This window comes from Brevibacillus sp. FSL K6-0770, from assembly GCF_038000275.1.
GTDB classification, from domain to species: domain Bacteria; phylum Bacillota; class Bacilli; order Brevibacillales; family Brevibacillaceae; genus Brevibacillus; species Brevibacillus parabrevis.
Genome location: NZ_JBBOBQ010000001.1, coordinates 1,035,001 through 1,058,054, shown reverse-complemented (window position 1 = coordinate 1,058,054; position 23,054 = coordinate 1,035,001). Strand labels below are relative to the sequence as shown.

Annotated in this window: 20 protein-coding genes, 13 tRNA genes, 1 rRNA gene and 1 CRISPR repeat array (1 of these 35 running past the window's edge); of the genes, 4 read left to right on the top strand and 30 right to left on the bottom strand. The window is 51.1% G+C overall.

Annotation, left to right across the window (positions count from 1 at the left end):
- Positions 1 to 250 precede the first annotated feature (250 nt).
- The gene (locus NST23_RS05450; protein ID WP_229049831.1) at positions 251 to 370 is read left to right on the top strand and encodes a putative holin-like toxin; all 120 of its coding nucleotides are present in this window, start codon (positions 251 to 253) and stop codon (positions 368 to 370) included.
- A 243-nt stretch (positions 371 to 613) separates the two neighbouring features.
- A CRISPR array of direct repeats spans positions 614 to 1,093; the repeat unit is 36 nt.
- A gap of 486 nt (positions 1,094 to 1,579) precedes the next feature.
- On the opposite strand, the gene NST23_RS05445 is transcribed toward NST23_RS05450, so the two are convergent.
- From NST23_RS05445 to NST23_RS05435, 3 genes are all read right to left on the bottom strand, one after another.
- Positions 1,580 to 2,113, bottom strand: coding sequence for an NAD(P)H-dependent oxidoreductase (locus tag NST23_RS05445; RefSeq protein ID WP_340963280.1), 534 nt, complete (start codon positions 2,111 to 2,113; stop codon positions 1,580 to 1,582).
- Between the two features lie 174 nt (positions 2,114 to 2,287).
- Positions 2,288 to 3,445, bottom strand: a complete 1,158-nt coding sequence (yhbH, locus tag NST23_RS05440) for a sporulation protein YhbH (RefSeq protein WP_122962677.1) — start codon at positions 3,443 to 3,445, stop codon at positions 2,288 to 2,290.
- A gap of 99 nt (positions 3,446 to 3,544) precedes the next feature.
- Positions 3,545 to 5,443 (bottom strand): PrkA family serine protein kinase, encoded by a 1,899-nt coding sequence (locus NST23_RS05435; RefSeq protein ID WP_063229640.1) that lies wholly within the window; start codon positions 5,441 to 5,443, stop codon positions 3,545 to 3,547.
- A gap of 366 nt (positions 5,444 to 5,809) precedes the next feature.
- Here NST23_RS05435 and NST23_RS05430 point away from each other — a divergent pair, with 366 nt between their 5' ends.
- Positions 5,810 to 6,013: a hypothetical protein gene (locus NST23_RS05430; RefSeq protein WP_122962676.1), complete on the top strand. Its 204-nt coding sequence runs from the start codon at positions 5,810 to 5,812 to the stop codon at positions 6,011 to 6,013.
- 272 nt (positions 6,014 to 6,285) lie between these two features.
- Here NST23_RS05430 and NST23_RS05425 read toward each other — a convergent pair whose 3' ends face one another.
- The 3 genes from NST23_RS05425 to trmL all read right to left on the bottom strand — a co-directional run bounded on the left by NST23_RS05425 (position 6,286) and on the right by trmL (position 8,268).
- Positions 6,286 to 6,846: a hypothetical protein gene (locus NST23_RS05425; RefSeq protein ID WP_340963277.1), complete on the bottom strand. Its 561-nt coding sequence runs from the start codon at positions 6,844 to 6,846 to the stop codon at positions 6,286 to 6,288.
- Between the two features lie 151 nt (positions 6,847 to 6,997).
- Complete coding sequence (locus tag NST23_RS05420) at positions 6,998 to 7,726, bottom strand: HAD family hydrolase (RefSeq protein ID WP_217021836.1); 729 nt, start codon at positions 7,724 to 7,726, stop codon at positions 6,998 to 7,000.
- A gap of 71 nt (positions 7,727 to 7,797) precedes the next feature.
- The gene (gene trmL / locus NST23_RS05415; RefSeq protein ID WP_122962673.1) at positions 7,798 to 8,268 is read right to left on the bottom strand and encodes a tRNA (uridine(34)/cytosine(34)/5-carboxymethylaminomethyluridine(34)-2'-O)-methyltransferase TrmL; all 471 of its coding nucleotides are present in this window, start codon (positions 8,266 to 8,268) and stop codon (positions 7,798 to 7,800) included.
- Between the two features lie 166 nt (positions 8,269 to 8,434).
- Between trmL and NST23_RS05410 the strand changes: the two genes are divergently transcribed.
- On the top strand, positions 8,435 to 9,142 hold the full coding sequence (locus tag NST23_RS05410) for a ferric reductase-like transmembrane domain-containing protein (protein WP_309538918.1): 708 nt from the start codon (positions 8,435 to 8,437) through the stop codon (positions 9,140 to 9,142).
- Between the two features lie 7 nt (positions 9,143 to 9,149).
- Here the strand turns inward: NST23_RS05410 and NST23_RS05405 are convergent, their stop codons facing one another.
- The 4 genes from NST23_RS05405 to rnhA form a co-directional block, all read right to left on the bottom strand.
- Positions 9,150 to 10,124, bottom strand: a complete 975-nt coding sequence (locus NST23_RS05405; protein ID WP_173600076.1) for an amidase domain-containing protein — start codon at positions 10,122 to 10,124, stop codon at positions 9,150 to 9,152.
- 114 nt (positions 10,125 to 10,238) lie between these two features.
- Entirely contained in the window at positions 10,239 to 10,787 is a 549-nt protein-coding gene (locus NST23_RS05400; protein ID WP_173598237.1) for a methylated-DNA--[protein]-cysteine S-methyltransferase, read from the bottom strand.
- Positions 10,788 to 10,931: 144 nt separating this feature from the next.
- Positions 10,932 to 12,128: a tRNA epoxyqueuosine(34) reductase QueG gene (gene queG / locus NST23_RS05395; protein WP_173600077.1), complete on the bottom strand. Its 1,197-nt coding sequence runs from the start codon at positions 12,126 to 12,128 to the stop codon at positions 10,932 to 10,934.
- On the bottom strand, positions 12,125 to 12,565 hold the full coding sequence (rnhA, locus tag NST23_RS05390; protein ID WP_173600078.1) for a ribonuclease HI: 441 nt from the start codon (positions 12,563 to 12,565) through the stop codon (positions 12,125 to 12,127). Before rnhA ends, queG begins: the two co-directional genes overlap by 4 nt.
- Before the next feature lie 157 nt (positions 12,566 to 12,722).
- On the opposite strand from rnhA, the gene NST23_RS05385 reads away from it, so the two are divergent.
- Entirely contained in the window at positions 12,723 to 13,394 is a 672-nt protein-coding gene (locus NST23_RS05385; RefSeq protein WP_280649351.1) for a B3/B4 domain-containing protein, read from the top strand.
- A gap of 15 nt (positions 13,395 to 13,409) precedes the next feature.
- Here the strand turns inward: NST23_RS05385 and NST23_RS05380 are convergent, their stop codons facing one another.
- The 20 genes from NST23_RS05380 to NST23_RS05285 form a co-directional block, all read right to left on the bottom strand.
- Complete coding sequence (locus NST23_RS05380; protein WP_173598234.1) at positions 13,410 to 14,741, bottom strand: purine/pyrimidine permease; 1,332 nt, start codon at positions 14,739 to 14,741, stop codon at positions 13,410 to 13,412.
- Positions 14,742 to 14,883: 142 nt separating this feature from the next.
- Positions 14,884 to 15,933, bottom strand: coding sequence for an NAD(P)/FAD-dependent oxidoreductase (locus NST23_RS05375; protein ID WP_122962666.1), 1,050 nt, complete (start codon positions 15,931 to 15,933; stop codon positions 14,884 to 14,886).
- Between the two features lie 58 nt (positions 15,934 to 15,991).
- A complete protein-coding gene (locus NST23_RS05370; protein ID WP_173598233.1) occupies positions 15,992 to 16,981 on the bottom strand; it encodes an ABC transporter substrate-binding protein in 990 nt (329 codons plus the stop codon).
- A gap of 70 nt (positions 16,982 to 17,051) precedes the next feature.
- Positions 17,052 to 17,897 carry a helix-turn-helix domain-containing protein gene (locus tag NST23_RS05365; protein WP_173598232.1) on the bottom strand — a complete coding sequence of 282 codons (846 nt, stop codon included), beginning with the start codon at positions 17,895 to 17,897 and terminating at the stop codon, positions 17,052 to 17,054.
- A 262-nt stretch (positions 17,898 to 18,159) separates the two neighbouring features.
- A complete protein-coding gene (locus tag NST23_RS05360; RefSeq protein WP_122962663.1) occupies positions 18,160 to 19,905 on the bottom strand; it encodes an ABC transporter ATP-binding protein in 1,746 nt (581 codons plus the stop codon).
- Positions 19,906 to 20,080: 175 nt separating this feature from the next.
- The gene (locus NST23_RS05355) at positions 20,081 to 20,908 is read right to left on the bottom strand and encodes a helix-turn-helix transcriptional regulator (protein WP_217021830.1); all 828 of its coding nucleotides are present in this window, start codon (positions 20,906 to 20,908) and stop codon (positions 20,081 to 20,083) included.
- 255 nt (positions 20,909 to 21,163) lie between these two features.
- A tRNA-Leu gene (locus NST23_RS05350) sits at positions 21,164 to 21,245 on the bottom strand.
- Positions 21,246 to 21,253: 8 nt separating this feature from the next.
- A tRNA-Cys gene (locus tag NST23_RS05345) sits at positions 21,254 to 21,327 on the bottom strand.
- Positions 21,328 to 21,348: 21 nt separating this feature from the next.
- Positions 21,349 to 21,424: transfer RNA gene (locus NST23_RS05340), tRNA-Gly, on the bottom strand.
- Between the two features lie 7 nt (positions 21,425 to 21,431).
- Positions 21,432 to 21,506: transfer RNA gene (locus NST23_RS05335), tRNA-Gln, on the bottom strand.
- Between the two features lie 29 nt (positions 21,507 to 21,535).
- Positions 21,536 to 21,611: transfer RNA gene (locus NST23_RS05330), tRNA-His, on the bottom strand.
- 25 nt (positions 21,612 to 21,636) lie between these two features.
- A tRNA-Trp gene (locus NST23_RS05325) sits at positions 21,637 to 21,710 on the bottom strand.
- 5 nt (positions 21,711 to 21,715) lie between these two features.
- Positions 21,716 to 21,791, bottom strand: a tRNA-Phe gene (locus tag NST23_RS05320).
- A gap of 36 nt (positions 21,792 to 21,827) precedes the next feature.
- A tRNA-Asp gene (locus NST23_RS05315) sits at positions 21,828 to 21,904 on the bottom strand.
- A gap of 36 nt (positions 21,905 to 21,940) precedes the next feature.
- Positions 21,941 to 22,017: transfer RNA gene (locus NST23_RS05310), tRNA-Met, on the bottom strand.
- A 77-nt stretch (positions 22,018 to 22,094) separates the two neighbouring features.
- Positions 22,095 to 22,170, bottom strand: a tRNA-Val gene (locus NST23_RS05305).
- 50 nt (positions 22,171 to 22,220) lie between these two features.
- A tRNA-Glu gene (locus tag NST23_RS05300) sits at positions 22,221 to 22,294 on the bottom strand.
- Positions 22,295 to 22,298: 4 nt separating this feature from the next.
- Positions 22,299 to 22,391: transfer RNA gene (locus tag NST23_RS05295), tRNA-Ser, on the bottom strand.
- Between the two features lie 3 nt (positions 22,392 to 22,394).
- Positions 22,395 to 22,470, bottom strand: a tRNA-Asn gene (locus NST23_RS05290).
- Positions 22,471 to 22,523: 53 nt separating this feature from the next.
- A 23S ribosomal RNA gene (locus tag NST23_RS05285) occupies positions 22,524 to 23,054 on the bottom strand (it continues 2,397 nt past the right edge of the window).

The following is a 23,054-nucleotide window of genomic DNA, read 5'->3' as shown; positions in this document are numbered from 1 at the left end:
TTTTCCAAATACAGATCAACTATGATGATGTCACGCCCCCCATATGAACCCCTGGAGTTTGTTAGAAAAATAATCGTCTGAAACAGATTGGATCGTGATTTTACAAGATCATGGAAGATCGTAGAAGATCCTGCAAGATAAAAATGGCTTTACCCGAAATCTCATAGTAAAATATGGGCAAGTACATTAGACACGGCTCTCAAGGGTGGTCGGCTCATCTCCCATGTCGGAAGCGAGGGGAGGTGGGAACGTGGCAATTACTCACGAAATGCTTACACTTATGCTCCAGTTCGGCGGCTTTATCGTTGGGCTGTTGAGTCTCGTTGTAACAATCGTTGTTGCCCTGACCAAAAGAAATGACCGCCCTTGAGATTGGCGTCCAAGGCGGTCATTCTGATCGACTATTAAGCTGAGCCGTCCCCTTGAGGGAACGTCTATTGTACTACCGGCAGAGTGCGGGAACACCCTGTCGGTTTTTATTTTGTCCACTTTTGGTTAAACATTAAACACTTCATGTTGAAAGTGTAACCGATCTTGCTTCCATCATAACACGTTTGACATGTCGGCGTAAATAAATAAGCGACCCCACATGTCTTTATAATCTCCTGGTTCACGTGCTATCCCAAAAGCTCTCCACTAAGCTTTCGAACTGCTCAACTGCTGTACATCCACTCACACGGCATTCGGCAGCAGGGTGCTAATCCCAAAGCTTTCCACTAAGCTTTCGAACAGTGAGTCCATGAGTCAAAAGCAAGCATTGAGCCCTGGTGCTAACCCCGAAGCTTTCCACTAAGCTTTCGAACAAAATATTGACAACATCCTTAACTCCTACGGTAACCTGCGTGCTAACCCCGAAGCTTTCCACTAAGCTTTCGAACAAACAACGGAAATTTTGCACGCGCCAGCAGCCTTGTGCTAACCCCGAAGCTTTCCACTAAGCTTTCGAACGTAGAAGTGTACTCTGAACCTGAAATTCGATTTTTACAGTGCTAACCCCGAAGCTTTCCACTAAGCTTTCGAACTGGAAATCGCTGAACCATATGGCTTCCGCTACCCCGTGCTAACCCCGAAGCTCTCCACTAAGCTTTCGAACACCCCCTGTCTTCCCAATCCCTACAACCGCAAGCGTTCTCACACTCTCTTTCGAGCAGCCCATTTTCTCGGTTGTATTCTGCCTGATTTCACGGAGACTCCAGTCGTCCAAACTGGCTTGGCGCTTACTCTCCCAACGTATGCGAGCATCCCCGGAGCTTTTTGGGCTGAGAGGATGCTCGCATCGTTGTTTTCGAAAGCTTAGTGGAAAGTCGAGATTATCCGTGGGAGTAGACTTGTGGAGGGTCTACATTGCACACGCACGGAAATCGGCCTGTCGCCTTTAGCATGCGACCGATACATTCATTTTACATATTTTCCAAATACAGTTCAACTACTACCGCACTGCTAAACTCCTAGCATCAGCCGTTTTCTCACATCGGGGAGAAGCGCGGTCAAAAATTTGCCCCCATCTTCCCTGCATCCTTCCGCCAAGCCGCCGCATCCCCTTTTCCACTAAGAGGTATTGTACACCGTTAGCGTGTCCTTACTTCGCCAAAGCAGGATTCAAAATATGCTTTACATACTCCCCCGCGCTATGCTTGATCTGTTCCTCCGATGCTTGACCCGCGCCATGGAACCGGAACGAAGCCAGATACTTCATTCCCGTCAAGTTTGCCATCGCATGCAGTGGTGTCGTCAGCTCTTCGATTGTGAAAAAGTTATAGCCATCACGTGCGTAGGCTTGCTCCGGCCCGCCCGCAGAAATTGCCAGCAAGAACTCTTTGTTGTGCAGCTTGTTTCCTTCTGCGCCATAAGCCCAGCCATAAGTCAAAACAGCATCCTGCCATTGCTTCAAAATGGCTGGCGTGCTGTACCAGTAGAACGGGAACTGAAAGACAACCCGGTCATGCTCCATCATGAGCTGTTGTTCTTTTTGCACATCGATCTCGAAAGCAGGGTAAGCCGCATACAAATCGTGAACCGTGATGCTCGCTTCCTGCTTCAGTCTTTCCACCCAGGCTTTGTTCACTTTCGATTGATCCAGATGAGGATGGGCTACAATGACTAATGTTTTCACAGAGCATGCTCCTTTTTATTATACTTTTAATAGATATATAAAATAACAAACTTTACTTTAGTTGCAAACCAACAAACTGTAAGCACAGAATGTAATCAACCATTTCACGCAAAAAGCCGACCGCATCCCCTCACAGGATACTGTCGGCTTTCCATCATCTCTTCTAGCCTACCTTCAAGTCATCGCTTCCTTCTTCCCAAAAAACGTCCTGAGCGCCTTGTAAACCTCACCCTTTTCCCGAATTACACAATGCAAGAACTTCGGCTCCTTGATGTGGCGATACGCTGACATGAGTGTGGAATGCCTATTATACTGATTAACCTCGCCATATCCGAACATGTTGCATCTGTCCATAAGCTCTTTCACCAGCTTCACGCAACGCTCGTTGTCGGACGTCAGGTTGTCGCCATCGGAAAAGTGGAACGGGTAAATGTTATACTGCGAAGACGGATAGCGGCTGTCGATGATCTCCAGCGCTTTTTTGTAGGCGGAGGAACAAATCGTTCCCCCGCTCTCTCCTTTTGAGAAAAAAGTATCCTCAGTCACTTCTTTTGCATCGGTATGGTGCGCGATGAAGACGATCTCCACTTTTTCGTACTTCGTGCGCAAAAACCGTACCATCCAGAAGAAGAAGCTGCGCGCAATGTACTTTTCGAAGACGCCCATACTGCCCGAAGTATCCATCATGGCAATGATGACGGCGTTCGAGTGCGGCTTGATGATCTCTTCCCACGTTTTGAAGCGCAGGTCGTCCTCGTTGATGCCCAGCTCCAGATCGCTGTAGCCGGCGAGGGCGTTGCGGCGGATCGCTGCGATCAGGGTCCGCTTTTTGTCGATGTTGCCCATCAACCCTTTTTTCCGGACATCGTTGAAACGCGTCTCCTCAATGACAATCTGGTCCTCGTCTTTGCGCTGCAAATTCGGCAGCTCAAGCTCGGCGAAAAGCATTTCCTGCAATTCCTCGACGCTGATTTCAGCTTCGTAGTAATCCACTCCCGGCTGATCCCCAGCCCCTTGGCCTTTTCCCGGACCTTGCGCCTGATCGCCGTCTTTGGCAACGACATCTCCAACCTTGCTGTTTCCTTTGCCTTGACCGCCATGCTTTCCCTTTTGGAAGTTGAATCGCAATCGGTATTCATCCAGGGAGCGAATAGGGATCTTGATAACTTCCCGACCGTTTGACATGATGATGTTTTCTTCGCTTACGAGATCGGGCAGGTTTTTTTTGATCGCTTCTTTCACTTTTTCCTGGTGTCGATTTTGGTCCTGGTACCCTTTGCGGTGCAGCGACCAGTCTTCCCGGGAGACAATGAACGATGGTGCATCTTCCATGCCGTCTCCTCCTAGCAACTGGCGCAGTCTGCGCCGAATATGACGTGCTGGATAAAAAGCGTGAGTGTGCTTTGGCAGGCTGTTCGGGCTTTCAAGCAATTACCTGTTCAGCAAGCTTCCCACGTAACGGAGCAGCTCGTTGGCGCAAACCGGGCAATAGCTGTGCTCTTCGATGAGGCGCTTTGTCACCTCGTTGATCTTTTTCAATTGATGCTCATCCGGCGTTTTGTTCGACGTCGTGATCTTGACGACGTCTTTGAGATCGGCGAACAGCTTCTTCTCGATCGCTTCGCGCAGACGGTCGTGCGTGCTGTAGTCAAAACGCTTCCCTTTTCGCGCGTAGGCCGAGATGCGAATGAGGATTTCTTCACGGAATGCCCGCTTGGCATTTTCCGAGATGCCGATCTGCTCCTCGATCGAACGCATCAGGCGCTCATCTGGGTCCATCTCCTCACCAGTGACGGGGTCACGAATTTTGTTCATATTGCAATACGCTTCGACGTTGTCGAGGTAATTGTCCATGAGCGTTTTCGCAGACTCCTCGTAGCTGTAGACAAACGCTTTTTGCACTTCTTTTTTCGCCAGCTCGTCGTATTCCTTGCGGGCGCTGGAGATGAAGTTCATATAGCGCTCCCGCTGCTCCTTCGTAATCGACGGATGCTGGTCAAAGCCTTCCTTCAGGGCGCGGAGAATATCCAGCGCATTGATGCACTCCGTATCGCGGCGAATCAGCGCACTGGAGATGCGGTTGATGACATAGCGCGGGTCGATGCCAGCCATGCCTTCGTCCGCGTGCTCGTTTCGCAGCTCCTCCAGGTCGGCACCCTTGAAGCCCTCCACCGATTCGCCATCGTACAGGCGCATTTTTTTCAGCAAATCGGCTCCTTGCTTTTTCGATTCCTTCAAACGAGTAAGAATAGAGAAAATAGCAGCTGACCGCAGCGCATGCGGCGCAATATGCACATGTCCGAGATCCGATTGCTTAATTAATTTCGAATAAATTTTTTCTTCGTCGCTGACCCGCAAGTTATACGGCATCGGCATGACGATAATCCTCGATTGCAAAGCTTCGTTTTTCTTGTTGGCAATAAACGCTTTGTACTCGGATTCATTCGTGTGGGCCACGATCAGCTCATCCGCAGATATCAAGGCAAATCGTCCAGCCTTGAAGTTTCCTTCCTGCGTCAGCGACAGCAAATGCCAAAGGAATTTCTCGTCGCATTTGAGCATTTCCTGGAACTCCATCAGACCGCGGTTGGCCTTGTTCAGCTCCCCGTCAAAGCGATAGGCGCGAGGATCGGACTCGGAGCCGTATTTGGTGATCGTGGAAAAGTCGATGCTGCCTGTCAAATCGGCAATATCCTGCGATTTGGGATCGGAGGGGCTGAATGTACCAATCCCGACGCGATTCGCTTCCGAGAAAAGAATGCGGCAAACCGGGAAGTCTTCGATGCGTCCGCCGTATTCGCTTTCCAGCCTCATGCGGTTGTACGGCGTAAGCTCGCCTTCGATTTTGATGCCCAGTTCTTCCTCTACTTCCGGGCGCAGCTCATGCGGGACCAGATGCAACGGCTCTTCCTGCATCGGGCAGCCGTCAAGCGCGTAAATGGCGCCTGCCTCTGTTCGGGAATACTCCTCCAGCCCCCGCTTGAGCATCGTAACGAGTGTGGATTTACCGCCGCTGACAGGGCCCATCAAGAGCAAGATGCGCTTGCGTACATCCAGACGACGCGCCGCCGAATGGAAATATTCCTCGACCAGCCGCTCAATGGAGCGATCCAGGCCGAAAATTTCCCGGCTGAAAAATTGGTACGAACGTGTGCCATCCTCATTTTCTTCGACACCAGCACTTTTAATCATGTTGTAGACGCGTGAATGAGCCGTCTGGGCAATTTGCGGATTTTTGCGTACCAACTGCAAATACTCGGCGAAAGTCCCTCTCCACATCAGGTTTTCTTCTCGGGCCCGGTGCTCAGCGATCCGTTTTAAAATGTCCATGTTCGACACTCCTCCCTCATAAGCCCCTCTCTCTTCCATAACGACAATGTACTCTCATGTATATGTCTGCCTGCGGTCACGCATTCGCGCGGAACCCGTTTTCTTCAGTTGCCAACAGGCTCATCAAGCCTTTTCATATGTGTATGCGAGACATGAGCACAAGTTTCGGCAATCTTGCCACAAAAATTTTGCACGAAGGCAAATTCATTTTGACCGCATGGAATATTACGGAAATGTAAGGTACGATTGATTGCTTTGTAAGCTAAATCAATAGTTTGTAAGCTAGTCTGTTTTGTACAATAAACTCATCGATCCGAAATCATACACAAAAACTTTATTGATAGAACAACCATGGAGGCCACACACATGCACACACAAAAAGATCATGCTGTTCAAATTACAAAAGGACTGTACTTGACTGGAATCGCAACATTGATCATCCTCGCTGTCGTGATGTACCAATGGGTGTACGGGATGCAACTGGACACAGGTGAAATCCTCAGCGTTCCGATTGCTTTGGGCGCTTTCCTGAAGCTTGCGAGCGAGCGCCGGAAGCTGTCTCTTACCTGATCGTTAATCCGTTTGCAAAGTGGGCAGGCTACGCTATAATGGGAGTAGTTTGTTTACGAAAGGAGCTGTCCAACATGGGTACGTTTATCGTAGCGTTGGTCTTCGCAGCTTTTCTGCTCTTCATCTTGACAGCGGGCTACAACGAGGACAAAACCTGGAATCTGTAAGGACAAGCTAACGAGCCATTTGCTGTTTTCAGCACGTTGCTCCCAGGCGAAAAAAAGCAGGTTGCCGATTACAGGCAGCCTGCTTTTTTCATTGTATTTCGCATCCTATGCCTGCGGCTTTTTGTCCGCTTTCTTTTGTGCCTTCTCCGCTGCTTTTTCTGCCTTTTTCGCAGCCTTTTTCGCAGCAATCTCTTCCTTGATTTGTTTTGCCGTCTTATCCGCAGGATCGACGCCCCACTTCGCTGCTTTTTCGGTCAGCTTGGCGAGCTGCTCCTGTTTTTTCGCTTCTTTGGCTGCTTTTTTCGCCGCTTTTTCTGCTTGCTTCGCTACTTTTGCTTCTTGGACAGCAGCTTTTACTTCTTTGGTAGTTTTTCCTGCCGTCTCCACACTCCACTTGGCAGCCTTTTCTGCCCACTTTTCCTGATTTTCAGCTTTTTTCGCCGCTTTCGCAGCCTCGACAGCCGTTTTCAGTTCTTCAACCGTTTTTCCTTCCACCGCAATGCCTAGCTTGGTCGCCAACGCTTGCCATTTTTCCAGGCGATGCTGCGCTTTTTCTTCCTTGCTGTACGTAACGGTTGTATCTGCTGGTTTATCCTGCGCACTCACGACTGAAACTCCGCTGAACAACAATGCTGCCATAGCAATCGACGAGACGAATTTTTTCACGTTTACTTCCTCCTTTTGATGGGCAAAGCATGATCGGTACATAGACTAGCCTACCGCACGTGTTTGGGAAAAGTATGTGAAAAAGCAGGCTTGTCCCGCTTTTGCGACTGACAGCCTGCTTTTCGTATCGCTGACCGTGACATCAGCGTCTTTATGCTTGGGCAAAAACTCCGGTGCGCTCGGTTAATGCCTGGTACAACTCCTCCAAAGACCCCCGCTGATCGACCGGATACTGCGGTTCGCCGCGATCTTCCATCCAGTTGGTGACCAGGTACGTCTTCATGCCCAATGTCGACGCGACCATGTCTTCTTGCATATGGTTGCCGATCATGATGCACTCGGTCGGCTGTACCCCGAGCTTTTGACAAATCTCCGCGAAGTAGCCTGGATTTGGCTTCGTAAAATGAGACTCTTCATAAACCGTCACCAGCTCGAAATCGTCTGCGCTCATTCCGATCCAGGCGAGTCGATGGAAAATCGCTTCGCGTGGAAAAACCGGGTTAGTGGCGACAGCGACGCGGTAACCTTGTGCTTTCGCTGTCTCCACAATTTTTTTGGCCCACGGCGATGGATAAGTCAGATGGGACAGTGTCGGGAATACATCGCGGTAAAAGGAATCGAACAGCGGCCAAACTTCCTCGCGCTCCCACTCGCTGTTCGCCGTAAAATACTCGATAAATACTTGCTCGTTCGTCTTGTCCGCATCCTGGTTTACAATCATCGCCTTCGTCGCGTCCCAAATCAGCTTGAGCATCTTCTCGGTATCGTACTTGTCGCCAATGTGCCTGCCCACTTCCACCAAATAGCTTTTGACAAACGGCTCGGTCTGCATTTCCAGAAGCGTACCGTCCAGATCAAACAGGATCGTATTCGTAGTCATTTGCGTTCTCTCCCTTTTTCATAGACCTGCCCTTGGCAACGAGCGAAAAGCTGCTTTGCCATGAACTGACTCTAGCTAAGCCCCGGAAAACCGATCTGCCGCAAGCCTTCAAACAAAACAATCGCCGCACAGTTGGACAAGTTGACGGAACGCGTAGCTCCGCTCATCGGGATGCGAATCGTTTGCTCCCGGTATTTTTGTGTCAGCTCTTCCGGCAACCCGGTCGTTTCCTTGCCCAAAATAATGTAGTCGCCATCGCGAAAAGTAACGTCCGTATACAGCTTCTCGCCCCACGTCTCCACAAAGTAAAACGTACCGGCTCCCTCTCCCTGCGCGGCGGCAAAATGCTCAAAGCTTTCGTGGTGATGAATGTTCACCGCGTGCCAGTAGTCGAGGCCGGCCCGCTTCAAGTAACGGTCCTCCGTCGAAAAACCAAGCGGATGAATCAAATGCAAATGAGCGCCCGTCGCTGCACAAGAGCGGGCAATATTTCCCGTGTTGGCAGGAATGAGCGGCTCATGCAAAACAATATGTAACGGCATATCGGCAAAACTCCTTGTATATGACGAACTGGGTAATCCAAACCTCTTCTATTATACATAAAGTGTCAGCGTCATGACCACTTGGCCGACACCTGTAACGAACAGCGAGGCTCCTGCATCTAACCTGGAACCCATCCATTACATGCAAAAGGAGTGTCGCTTGAAAATGAACAAGACCAATCGTGTGCAGCTTCGCCTCGCCACGCACGGAGCAACCCTTTGCTTTGTCGGGATCGCTTCGGCTTGGATGTGGCCGAATTTCGCCGCTTTCCCCGCCATGGAGACGTGCAGCATGATCGCTGGTTATCTCTCGTTTGTGTTCATTGGTCTTAGCTTGCTGATTGGCCCGATCAAATCGTGGCTGCCTGGACGCCTGACAACGGCTTGCTTGTCCATTCGCAGAGATGTCGGCATCTGGGCTGGGCTGACCGGACTTTTGCACGTAGCCCTCGTTCTCATCTTATTTGATGGCGAGCCAAATTTATTCATCGTCACGGGCAATCCGGCTGACAAGGCAAGCGGATGGCTTGGCTTGTTTCTGCTGACACCTCCCGATCCTGGCATGTGGCCCCTGCCAAACTGGAGCTTTTCCGGTGTCGCCAACTATTTGGGGGCGATCGCTTTTGGCCTGTTGCTGGCCCTCATGTGTACATCGTCCAATCGCGCAGAAAAATGGTTGGGCGGCTCCTCATGGAAAAGGTTGCATCTGTCCAATCCATGGCTGTTTCTTCTCGTGTTGTTCCACAGCCTGATCTATGTGCAATCCATCAAAGGAGAGCCGCATAGCTTCTCCGACTTGCTCGTCTTCGCCGCCATCATCTGGCTCGCCCGCAGCGTTTCTTTTATGCAAACTGTGCGCAAACGCCGACGCTAAAGCTTGTTTACACGCCCCTGATGTGAAAAAAGGCATAACGCATCTGCGGCGTATAGGCGGTCGAGTCTTCATAAGCCCAGTAACGCATTCGGCTGTCTGTCGTGTGGGCGTTGACCAGCGGCATTTGATTGGCGTCCTTGGCGACGACAATCGTATTGTGCTGAAAGCGCCCATCTCCGTTGAAATCGTAGCAAATGATATCGCCCGGAACGAGGTCGGCAGCCGATGGCTTGGCGACGGCACGCATCGGCGGGCCTCCTGATTTCAGCAGCAAATACAAGCTGTGAGCCACCGTCCAGCTGTAGCTCCAGTCGGCGCTTTTTCCGGTGCGAATCCACCAGCCCTTGCCTTTTTCCTTGGACATTAGCATGGGAATGCCCCCGGCATACAGGCATTGCGAAATAAAATTCGTGCAGTCGTCTGTAAAGCGAGGGTAAGCGGGATTCGTCGTATTCCAGTACCGCTCGGCGTACGCGACTGCCTTTTCCGGCTGGTAGCCTCCCGCCCCGTGCACGACGAGCAGCGGTTGTGCCATAGCGTCTTCGTAGGCAGATGCAGATTCGGATCGGCGCAGCATGATCTCTTCTGCCCGCTCGCTCTTTGGATCGCCTCTCCGCTCCCTCGTACCGACAATCTCCCACTGTCCTGTTGCTTTGTCCAGGCGAAGCTGAAGCAGCCGATTGCTCGCTTCTTCATGCAGGCGACCTTGGAGCAGATACCAGCGCTTTCCCGTCCAGAAAACGGTTATGTCCACAGCACCTGCCGTCTCCAGCCAACAGGTCGGGGCTACACGGCCTTTTACCTGCAACAACTTCGCCCCCCGCTTGTGCATTTGCTCATATGCGCGGTTCACCCAGCCGCATTCTTCCGCTTGCAAATGCTCTTTTCCCATATAAAAAGGCCGCAGCCGCTCAAGCTGACCGTCCAACCAGGCATGGTGAACCGCATCGAAGTATTCCTTAACAAACGTTCGCCATTCCATCTGCCGCTCCCCCTCTTCCCGCGCTTTTGCCCTCCGCATTCTGCTTCGTCTGGCATCTCACGAACAGAATATGTCAAGGACACGGCATTCAGAAGAAAAGAAAAGCCATCCGTACTAGCGGACAGCTGGATTGGAAGTCGAATGGGCGAAAAGCGGGCCTTCTTCATGCGACAGCAAATATTCTTTGATGGATAACCCGCCTCCGTATCCGACCAGCGCGCCATTCGCCCCGACAACCCGATGGCAAGGAACAATGACAGGGATCGGGTTACGGTTGTTCGCTCCCCCGATCGCCCGCACCGCTTTGGCGGCACCGATGGCGACGGCAATATCCTTGTAGGAGCGCGTCTCCCCGTACGGGATGTTCACAAGCTCATTCCACACCGTTTTTTGAAAAGGCGTGCCGTACAGAACGATAGGAAGCTCAAATGATGTACGCTCGCCAGCAAAATACTGCTCCAGTTGCAGCCTGGCTTGCTCGTTGCTCGCTTCGTTCTTCGTCGGAGTGATTCCGATAAACGTCTTTTTGCACCAGCTGACGAGACGTGGCAATCCTTCCTCTTCATTCGCAAAGTCGATATAGCACAAGCCTTCCTCAGTCGAAGCGAGCAGTAGCGGCCCAATCGGCGATTCCATCGTGGTATAGCCCAATTCTTTTGCCATCGTACATCCTCTCCCTTTCTTTCCTGTGCCTTCCCATGCAAACAAGCATCTTTTTGGCTGCTCGGATGCAACCAGATCGGATAGAAAATCAGCGTGACAAGCAAGCTTGGCAAATTGCTTTACGGTGAAGCTCGGCAACTCGCTTTATTTCGCTTCCTGCTGCCGATCTTGCTTCTCCTGCTTTTCTTGCTTCGCCAGCAGGCTCATTCCTTTTGCAATCTCATCCTGCACCTCTGCATCTTGCTCCAGCTCCTGCGCCCGCAAGAGTGCGGCTTCCGCTTCGGCTCCCCCGATTTTCCCCAGCGCCCAGGCTGCCGTACCGCGAATGACCGGACGCGGATCGTTGGCCAGCAGGCGCGACAGATGAGGAACAGCCGTGCGATCCTTGAAATGCGCCAATGCCAAAATCGCATTGCGCTGGATCGGCTTTTTGCCGCGCCATGAAGATGACGACAGGCCGAATTTTTCCTTGAACTCCTTGTTGCTCATCTCCAAAAGCGGAATCAGGAGCGGCTTGGCTGTCTCGGGATCAGGCTGAAATTCCGGATGATGGTTGCTGTTGATCCGGCGATTTTTCGGGCAGACTGTCTGGCACGTATCACAGCCGTACAAGCGGTTCCCGATCTTTCCGCGAAATTCGTCCGGAATGAAGTTTTTTACCTGAGTCAAAAATGCGATGCACCGCTGCGCATTGAGCTGTCCACCCTGCACAAGCGCTCCGGTCGGACAGGCGTCGACACATATATTGCAGTCGCCGCAGCCTTCCTCGATCGGTTGATCCGTCGGCAACGGCAAATTCGTCAACAACTCGCCCAAATAAACCCACGAGCCAAACTCGGGCGTAATCACCGCGCAGTTTTTCCCGACAAAGCCGACGCCAGCCCGTTCTGCGACCGCGCGATCAGACAGCGCGCCCGTATCCACCATCGACTCGATTTTAGCCCCCGGCTCCAGCTCCGCTATGAACTTGGCAAGCTTGTCCAGCTTGTCGCGCAGCACGTGGTGGTAATCCGTGCCCCAAGCGGCCCGGCACAGTATTCCGCGATAAGCACCTGGCTCGGACTTGGGCGGATTCTCCAGCTTGGACGGATACGCCAGCGCGATCGAAATCAAGGATCGCGCCCCATCCAGCAGCAAGTCAGGATGGGTGCGCTTTTCCAGGTCCGGCTCTTCAAAGCCGGATTCGTAGCCTTTTTCCCTATGCTCCATCAGTCGTTCCTTGAGTGTCAAAAAAGGGTCAGCGCTGGCAAAACCAATCTTGTCGATGCCGATTTCCTTGGCATAATCAATGATGGACTGCTTCGTCTGTTGCCAGTAGCGCACGTCTTGCTCGTCAATCACAGTTGTTTGATCGCTCCCGTCGCCAACTCGTCACAGCGGTTGTTCCACTTGTTGTCGGCGTGTCCTTTTACTTTCACATACTCTACTTGATGGATATCCATCAGACGAAGCAGTTCTTTCCATAAATCCTGATTTTCGACCTGCTGGCCCTTGCTGTTTTTCCAGCCGTTTTTCAGCCAGCCCTTGTACCATCCCTGCAGGAAACAATTGACCAAATAGGCGCTATCGCTGTACAAGGTCACCTTGCAAGGCTCTTTCAGCGTGCCCAACGCCTTGATCGGCGCAAGCAGCTCCATGCGGTTATTCGTTGTATGTGGTTCGGCACCTGACATCTCCTTGATATGCTGCCCGTACATCAGCACAGCTCCCCAGCCGCCAGGACCGGGATTGCCAGAGCAGGCGCCGTCTGTATAAATCTCAACTTCACGCATCGTCATCGTCTTTGGAAACCTCCTCTGTTGTTTCTATTGTATCGAAGCTTAGTCGCTTCCACAAAAATATTTTGCTATACTACTTTAGAATTGTTCTTCGTTCCAAGCATTGACAAAAAAAGCGGATCGCGTGCGAATTTTTTTATAAAAGGAGTGATTCACGATGAAAGTGCAGCTAGATGCTTCCGTGACCGAGCGCATTCCCGCCTTTTCCCTCGGCGTTTTGCAATACAGTGGCGCTTCTGTCAGCGATTCACCCAAAATGTTGCAAAGTCGTATCAACTATTTTGTAGAAAGCTTGCGGCTCGAACATGAGCTGTCCCGCCTTGCCGATATCGAAGGAGTACGGGAATGGCGCAGCGCTTTTAAAAAAGCGGGAATAGACCCGTCGCGCTATCGCCCGTCATCCGAGGCGCTGCTTCGCCGTCTGTTGCAAGGCAATCCGTTTTTCTGGATCAACAGTGCCGTAGACGTCAATAACTTCTTCTCCGTCTTGCATGCACTTCCCTTTGGCATTTATGACATCGATCATCTTACGGGCGATGTAACTTGCCGTCTGGGACAAGAAACAGATGTGTACGAAGGATTGAACGGCCGCGAAGTACATATGGAAGGCAAGCTGCTGCTTGCGGACGAACAAGGAGCCTTCGGCAGTCCGATTGTCGATTCCAAACGCACTTGCGTGACCGAGCATAGCCGGAACTTGCTGCAAGTCATCTTCTTCCACGAGCAAGTTGCTGCCGAGAAAAAAGCCGAGATACTCGGATCAGTCGGTCGCATGTTTACCGAAATCAACGGCGGCGAGCTGACTCACACCGCGATCGTCGCTTCTTAGCAAAAAGACGGCCCGTCATGCAGCGTGGCCGTCTTTTTCTGTCTGATTGCCCTTTTGCTTGCGGAACACAACGTGCTCCAGCAGCAAGCAAACGATAACACCGAGCAGCAGACCGTTCCCGAACAGGAAGCTGACCAGAGCGGGCAGCTTTTGCCAGGCCGTTGCCGGAACGAACATCACGCCAATCCCGATCAAAAGCGAGCTTCCGCCGACTGTGATCGTTCGCTCATCCATTTTCACCGTTGCGTAATCTTTCAATCCGAATCCGAGAAGCTGCGTATACGAGATGAACATCGCCGCATAAGCGACCGGGGTCGGCAATGCCGCCAGAAAATGAGCGACAGCCGGGAGCAAACCGATCAGCATCATCCCGATCATAGCCAGCATAAAAGGCAGGCGGGCCGCCATCTTGGTCGTTTGAATCACCGCAGCAGCAAGCGACAGAGGAATCATCCCGACGACACCGCTCACCCCGGAAAGCAGATGAGACACGCCCGTAAAAATCCCGCCGCGATTGTACTGCGAATCAGTCGGCACCGTCTCCGTCGCTTTTCCCATAACGACCATACTCGTTACCAGGTTCGTCAAAAGGACAAATCCCGTCAGCATGCTGGTCAGCACAACGCCCCAATCCCAGCGCGGCGCTCCCCAGAAGAAGAATGTCGGCCAGGAAATTAGCTGGTCAGCCGGGCGTACAGGGTCCGTCCAGCCCATTGCCGCGTAAAGCACCCAGCCTCCTACCATCCCGAACAGGACGGCAAAGCTGGAAAAGCGTTTCGTCCTCATCACCCACACAACCAAAGCGACGATGCCGATAGAGACAAGCGCTACGCCAGGCTGCACTTCTTTTGAATGCTGAAAGCCGATGCCCAGCATCCCGGTTAAAATGTTGCTGCATAAAGAAATAGCAAGCAAAATCATATAAGTTCCCGATACGAGCGGAGTAAACCATCTTTGCAGTTTGCCGATCCAGCCCATCACCCCGAATGCGACAAACAATAAACCAGCCAGACACATCCCCAGTTGAAACGACTGCCCGATTTCACGCGGCGCCAGTCCTACGCTTGTTCCCAACTGAGCCAAAATGATAAAGATTCCCCACCACAATCCTGCCGGCCCTTCCAGCATCGGATAACGGTGTCCAATCCACACTTGCAACAGCGAAGCCAAACCGACGAAAAACATCGTCTGCTGCATCAGGTTGCCAATCTCATCTGCCCTCAGGCCGTAAACGTCTCCGATCATCAATGGAACGGCAACACTGCTGGAGACAGCGACAATCATCCACTGCAACGCAGACAAAATGCTCGTGCCTGCGGGCGGCCTGTCATACAATCCGTACTTCAAAACCTTTCACCTCGTTTTCTTACCGACGCTCCTGAGCTTATGCCAAAAGCCCACTGTTAAGAATATCATCATCTGCTTTCCTGGCAAACATGCAAAGGGCAGGAAACTCTCCGAGAGAATTTCCTGCCCCTGTTTTGACACTCTATTTCATCATTTGCTTGATCAGTTCGCGATTGCGGCTCTGGAAAATTTCATTGTGAGACGAAACCATTCCGCTTTCATGTGCTTCCGGCTGAATGTACAGCTTCGCCTGGTTGACCGCATTTGCTGCGTCGTGGAAAGCTCCGGCAATCAAATGCACTTTTCCGTCGTAGGAAATCACATCTCCCGCCGCAAAAATCCCCGGCTCGGAAGTAGCGCCTGTTGTCGTTCCGGCAAGGAAGTATTCATTCGCCATTTCCAGATTCACGTGACTGTTTTGCAAAAGCGATCTGTCGCGCTCATAGCCGTGATTGATAATCACTTCGTCAATCGCCAGCTCCTCTACTTCTCCGGTCAAGTGGTTAGTCAATTCCACCCGCTCGACTTTTTCCTGGTTGGAGCACGCGATCAGCTTGGTAATCGTCGTGTTGAAAAAGCATGTTGCCGAGCTGTTCAACAACTGCGTCACTTGTGCCTCATGGCCGGACAGCGCTTCTTTGCGATAGGTCAGGTACACTTTTTTAGCGATTGGCTCCAGCTCGTTCGCCCAGTCGACTGCGGAGTTGCCGCCCCCGGAAATGATCACGGTTTTGTCCTTGAAGCGGCGCAATGATTTGACGGTATAGCTCAGGTTGGATACTTCGAATTTCTCCGCACCTTCCAAGTCGATCCGTTGCGGCTCCAAAATTCCCCCGCCGATCGCCAAAATGACGGTTTTGCTATAATGCTGCTCCCCAGCCGAAGTGTGCAGGATGAACACGCCGTTCTCATCCCGGGCAATCCGCTCCACCTTTTGCCCCAACACGACGGTTGGATCGAAAGTTAAGCCTTGCTGAATCAACTGCTCGATCAGCTTTTCGCCCAGCGTAGGCGTCAGGCCGCCGACATCCCAAATCATTTTTTCCGGATAGACGTGGACTTTTCCGCCCAGTCTTGGCTGATATTCAATGACCTTTGTTTTCATTTCCCGCAAGCCGCTGTAAAAGGAAGCGAAAAGTCCTGCTGGCCCTCCGCCGATAATCGTAACGTCAAACAATTCTGCTTGATTCATAGTTCGTTTCTCTCCTTTTTGGCACTTCTTGCGCTGCCAAAAGAGGCAGTAGCGTTTTCTATTGTGCCAGCATATTTTTCACAATGGTCTTGACTCCCAACTCGATTCCCAGCGGCCCGCCTGCTGCGATCGAACTGTCTAACGCGTACATATGTCCGTTTTTGATTGCATTCAGCGAGTTCCATGCGGAGTCGCCTTCCAAATTTTTCAGATAGCCTTGCAATTTTTTCGAAGAGCCTCCGATATCAGACACGAACATATAGTCAGGGTTCATCGCCGCCAATCCTTCCAGGGAAATCTGCTCCCCTTTGGACGACATGTCGACGTATTTGCTTGGCGGCTGCAAGCCAAGGCCGGTTTCCTTGTTGAAAATAAATTGCGTCGTAAAGCCCCAAAATTGCTTTTCTCCCAGCATGATGACACCAAACGTCTTGTCGCTGAATTTCTTCAATTGCTCTTTGGAATCCGCGATCAATGTCTCGATCCGGGTAATTTCTGTTTCTGCCTTTTGCTCTTTGCCGAAGATTTTGCCGTATTCCCGCAAAGCTTTCTGCCAGTTGTTTTCATTGCTGTCTACCGTAATAACCGGAGCGATCTTCTCCAATTTATCGCCATAGCTGCCATAGCGGCCGGACACCATAATAATCAGGTCTGGCCCGACTTCGAGCAGCTTTTCCAGGTTCGGACTCGTCATGGAACCGATATCTGTGATTTTGCTCGATCTGTAGGGAGCGAGTGACTCCCAATCATCCAGAACATTCAAATCTGTAGCGGCTACAGGAGTTTCCTCCAGCAAAAACATATGCTCGAAGTTACGGAAGAATAAGAGCGCGACTTTCTCTGGTTTCTTTTCCAACACGATTTCGCGGCCAAGTGCGTCTACGTATGTTCTCGGCCATTGGCCCGTTTCTTGCTTGGCTTCATCCGCCTTTGCCGGTGGTGTTCCTGCTCCTGCTTGATTATTGCCAGGCTCTGGCGTTCCAGCGCACCCCGCTAAAATACCTGCCAAAAGGACAAGCGATACGAATAATCTTGTGAGTATTTTCATTCTGTCTCCTCCGATATAACGTGAGTTTTGCTTGACCGATCAAACTACGGTCAGTGTAGCAAAACGCATTTTAGATAGGAATGGAGCCATCCTGAAATCCATATGGATTATTCCTGAACCTTCCGCGAAATTCGGCTGGAGAGAGGCCCACCTGCTTTTTGAAGATCCGGCTGAAGTACAAGGCATCGGCATAGCCCACGCTTTTCGCCACCTCGCCGATCGGTGCGTCATTCGCAAGCAGGCTCTCCTTCGCCCGATTGAGACGGTAGGCCATCAAATATTTGCCGGGTCCCAACCCCGTGTATTTTTTGAACACATAAAACAAACGGTTTTCATTAATATCATTCAGTTCAGCCAAAGCACGTACGCTCAGCCCATCCATATAGTGTTCGTGTATGTACTTCGATACTTGCTCAAACAGCGCTTGTTCTCCGTCATTGCTTTGGTTGCGGACACAGACAAACAGTTCCTCCAGAACGCAGCGGAAGAGCGTTTCTGTCTGAAAAGCCTGGATTCCGCCCGGTTCTCTCGATGAGCGCCACAATAGCTCCAGCAATTCCAGGAGGCGGGGGCTTTGCCCCGGGTGTAGCTGAAAATGCATGTTCGGCAGGCAAAAGCCAGACGGCTCCGGTGCAACGATCCGGTATAAAACGAGTAAATATTCCCATTTCGTATCGCCGAGGACGCTTCGATTCAGCGGCATTCGCGCGCCACCGTGAAGCACGTTCCCCGGAGTCAGCGTGTACACTTTGCCGCTGAAATCAAAATTGGCTTTGCCCCGCAGCGGAAAAACAAATCCCGGAAAAGGCTCCGTATAATCATCACAGCTCTTCCCTGGCCCGCGCACATAACGACATACTTGCTCCACTCGAAATGAGGTACGCGCAAAATGCTCGGCAAGCTTGTTGATGTCCATCTTTCCTTTCACACACCTTTTGCAATCAAGTGCTACTGCTCAATGTGCGCGTCTACTCCGCTTTTTTGGGACAAGCAATCGCATTCATCCTGCTAAAGACACACTAATTAATCATACTTTTATTGAAATTGATAATCAATCTTATTATCGGTTTCAACTTCATTCTTTTCCATTCCGTAAAAAGTGTCCGCTTCATCGCTTCGATCTTGCCCATTGACAGACAATCGCATCGAGCACGGTTTCAGACGACACGGCTGCTCTTTTACTGTTGGCTCGCGACTTCCAAGTCTTTCAATACCCCAAACTGTGCCTGGTACAAGCGGCTGTATACACCGCCTGCGTCGACCAGATCCCGATGATGTCCCTGCTCGACGATGCCTTGCTCTGTCACCACGACAATCCGATCGGCATCTTTAATAGTTGCCAGCCTGTGGGCGATTACCAGTGTCGTGCGGCCTTTGGACAGCTCGGACAGCGATTGCTGAATCGCCAGCTCTGTCTCCGTATCCAGTGCGGAAGTGGCCTCGTCCAAAATCAGAATCGGCGGGTTTTTCAAGAACATGCGGGCAATCGCCAGCCGCTGCTTTTGCCCCCCAGACAGCTTCACGCCCCGCTCGCCAATGACAGTGTCCATTCCTTGCTCCTGAGCGCGAATAAATTCGTCCAGTCGCGCTCGGCGCGCTGCTTCCCACACTTCCTCTTCGCTCGCATCAAGCTTGCCGTACAAAATGTTTTCGCGAATCGTACCTGTAAACAGGAACACATCCTGCTGCACAATCCCGATTTGTCTGCGCAACGATTCTTGTGTCACCTGACGAATATCGATGCCATCGACAGAAATGGAGCCTTCCTCGACTTCGTAAAAACGCGGCACTAAGCTGCAAAGAGTCGTTTTCCCCGCGCCAGACGGGCCGACGAATGCGACGGTTTCCCCTTTGTGAATCACCAGATTTACGCCGTTGAGCACTCTTTTTTCGCCATCGTAGCCAAAAGAAACGCGATCAAAGCGGATTTCATGCTGGAATGGCTGCATTTCCACTGCATCTGCGGCGTCCGCTACATCCGGTTCTGTATCCAATAGCTCCGTATAGCGCTTGAACCCGGCAAAGCCTTGCGGATAATTTTCCACGATCGCATTGATTTTCTCGATCGGGCGGAAAAACACGTTGGTCAGCAGCAAAAATCCGACAAACTCTCCATAGGAAAGCTCTTGCTGAATGACAAACCACGTTCCGCAGACCATGACGAACAAAGTGACAAAACGCATCATCATATAGCTGATCGATCCGTTTTTGGCAATCAGTTTGTACGAGCTTAGCTTGGTCAGGCGGAAACGTCCGTTGTTGACGGCAAACTGCTTTTCTTCATGCGCCTCGTTGGAAAATGCCTTGACGACCCGAATGCCGCCTACACTGTCCTCGATACGGGCGTTAAAGTCTCCAACGTCACGGAAAAGCTGATGAATTGCCTGCGTCATCTTTTTGTTGAAATGAACGACGACCCAAATAATAACTGGCACGACGACAAAGGTCAGCACAGCAAGCTTCCAGTTGATAGACAGCATCAACGCAAATGAACCGACAAGAGTCATGATCGCGATAAACAAATCTTCCGGTCCGTGGTGCGCCATCTCGCCAATCATATTCATATCGTTGGTCAAGCGTCCGATCAGGTGCCCTGTCTTCGAATTGTCAAAGAAACGGAACGAGAGCTTCTGGATGTGTGCAAACAACTTTCGCCGCATATCCGTCTCAATGTTAATCCCCAGCATATGCCCCCAATAGTTGACGATGTACATCAACAGGGTATTCACTACGTACAGGGCAAGCAATCCGAGCGATGCCCACACAATCAGTCCCCATTTGCCGCCTGGCAACAGGTCATCAATGAAGGCATTCACGGCTACCGGGAACGCCAGCTCCAGAAGCCCGGCGATAATGGCGCAGCCAAAATCAAGCATGAACAACCATTTGTATGGTCGATAATAGGAGAAAAATCGTCGAATCAAAAGCTGTACCCCCTCCTTGGTATTTCCATGCTATTTGATTATCACTTGTGCAAGCCAATGCGAGTGGCAGATGGGATAAGTCACTGTAAGCTAATAATGATAATCAATCGCACACATAGTATAGCAACGAGTCCACTGAAAGAAAATGGCACATTCATGAATGCGCATGGAATATTCATGAATCGCGCTGAAACTCGCTCGGAGATAGCCCCGTATATTTTTTGAAGCGCTTGCTGAAATACAGTGGATCAGCAAAACCCGTCCTTTGTGCAACTTCCTTGATGCTCATCTGATTTTGAAATATATTCAGTAAATTTTTCGCCTGGTTGAGTCTGTACCTGTTCAAATACTCGCCTGGACTGATTTTCAAATGCTTTTGAAACAAATAAGCCAGTCTGTTGACATTGATCTGGTGCAGCTCAGCAAGCCGATTGATACTCAGATTCTCCATGTAATGATCATGAATGTAATCAAGCAACCGTTCCAAAAGCAGGCGTCCTTCGTCTTTTTCACTGTGCTGGACAAGCGCAAACAACTCGTTGAGGATTCCGTACCACAGCTCTTTGACACGCAGCTTGTACAAGTCTCCCGGGCTGCTCCAAAATCGTTCCAAATGTCTGAGCTTTTCCTGCAATGGCACACTCTGCTCAACGAGGCGCAGCATGTAATGCTTCTCAGCAAAGTTGTACTGGTCTGCTGTTTTCTGATGATCAACCTGATAAAGCACGAGAATATATGACCACTTCTTGTCTCCGATCACCTTGCGATCCAATCGCATATTCGGGCCGGCATGCACGACCATTCCTGGCTCCATGTCGTATTCCATACCGTCAAACCACATCTTTGCGTTCCCAGATAGCGGAAAAATAAAACCGGAGTGCAAGCCTGTCCGCCCGCCAAAATACTTCATACCCGGCTGGCGCTCTTCCAGTGACACACTCATGATCGTCATCGACTCTTTTGCATAGTAATCGATTAACCGTCCAACTTCTCTTTTATCCATTTCCAACCCACCTGCTATAAATGAGGCTGAGGAGGCCCGCCTTTATTCAGTAGCATCCTGCCTAGCACATTTTTAAATTTACCCCTTGTGAAAATTTCAGTTCTCGTATATTATAATAGATAATGATAATCATTTTCAATTATTGAGGATATGCAAAGTGTAGCCTCCTCCGTTAGTTGATCTCTTTTTCTGAATCAAGCTTATCCATAACAAAAAACCCTAAGGAAGTGCTTCCTTAGAGCTTGATTACATAGATGGTGCCGGTGAAGGGACTTGAACCCCCACGGTTTCCCTCACGATTTTGAGTCGCGCGCGTCTGCCATTCCGCCACACCGGCAATTAAGTTGGAGGAGGCACCCGGATTTGAACCGGGGATAAGGGTTTTGCAGACCCGTGCCTTACCCCTTGGCTATGCCTCCACGTATAGAGTTGATGAAAAATGGAGCGGACGACGGGTCTCGAACCCGCGACCTTCGCCTTGGCAAGGCGACGCTCTACCAATTGAGCTACGTCCGCATATAAATGGCTGGGGTACTAGGATTTGAACCTAGGAATGACGGAGTCAAAGTCCGTTGCCTTACCGCTTGGCTATACCCCAATAAGTAATCCCCAACTTTGAAAATCATATGGGGCGATCGATGGGACTTGAACCCACGAGTGCCGGAGCCACAATCCGGTGCGTTAACCCCTTCGCCACGACCGCCATATTCACTATTGCTTTTTAAAAATGGCAGGGGCAGTAGGAATCGAACCCACACCAAAGGTTTTGGAGACCTTCGTTCTACCGTTAAACTATGCCCCTACACATGGTGGCTCGGGACGGAATCGAACCGCCGACACGAGGATTTTCAGTCCTCTGCTCTACCGACTGAGCTACCGAGCCATAATTATTGCATACGCCATTCTTTTTGTCAAGAAATGGCGGAGCTGACGGGACTCGAACCCGCGACCTCCGGTGTGACAGACCGGCGTGAACTCCAACTTCACCACAGCTCCATATTTGGTTGCAGCCAATTCCCGTTAAGGAAAATTTGGTTGCGGGAGCAGGATTTGAACCTGCGACCTTCGGGTTATGAGCCCGACGAGCTACCGAGCTGCTCCATCCCGCGACGATTTTATAGAAGCAATTGTCAGCGTTGCCGCATCGTGCAGCGCTTTTTTGCTGACTATTCTTCTAAATATTAAATGGTGGAGGCTGACGGGATCGAACCGCCGACCCTCTGCTTGTAAGGCAGATGCTCTCCCAGCTGAGCTAAGCCTCCATACTCCCCGACTTTTGTCAGGGACCCAACAAATAGTTGGGATTCATAGGTGACCCGTAGGGGATTCGAACCCCTGTATGACAGCGTGAAAGGCTGCTGTGTTAAACCGCTTCACCAACGGGCCAAGATGGCGGATGGAGTGGGATTTGAACCCACGAGACGGGTCAACCCCGCCTACACGATTTCCAATCGTGCTCCTTCGGCCGCTCGGACATCCATCCATATGGCTCCTCGGGACGGACTCGAACCGCCGACCGATCGGTTAACAGCCGATTGCTCTACCAACTGAGCTACCGAGGAACGTTGAAGGATTTATTCCTTCAAAACTGAATACGCATGATTGCTAAGAGTGTGTGGATAAGTCCTCGACCGATTAGTATTCGTCAGCTCCACGCGTTACCGCGCTTCCACACCGAACCTATCAACCTCATCGTCTATGAGGGGTCTTACCAGCTTGCGCTGTGGGAAGTCTCATCTTGGAGGGGGCTTCACGCTTAGATGCTTTCAGCGCTTATCCCGTCCGCACATAGCTACCCAGCTGTGCCACTGGCGTGACAACTGGTGCACCAGCGGTGCGTCCATCCCGGTCCTCTCGTACTAAGGACAGCTCTCCTCAAACTTCCTACGCCCGCGACAGATAGGGACCGAACTGTCTCACGACGTTCTGAACCCAGCTCGCGTACCGCTTTAATGGGCGAACAGCCCAACCCTTGGGACCTACTTCAGCCCCAGGATGCGATGAGCCGACATCGAGGTGCCAAACCTCCCCGTCGATGTGGACTCTTGGGGGAGATAAGCCTGTTATCCCCAGGGTAGCTTTTATCCGTTGAGCGATGGCCCTTCCATGCGGAACCACCGGATCACTAAGCCCGACTTTCGTCCCT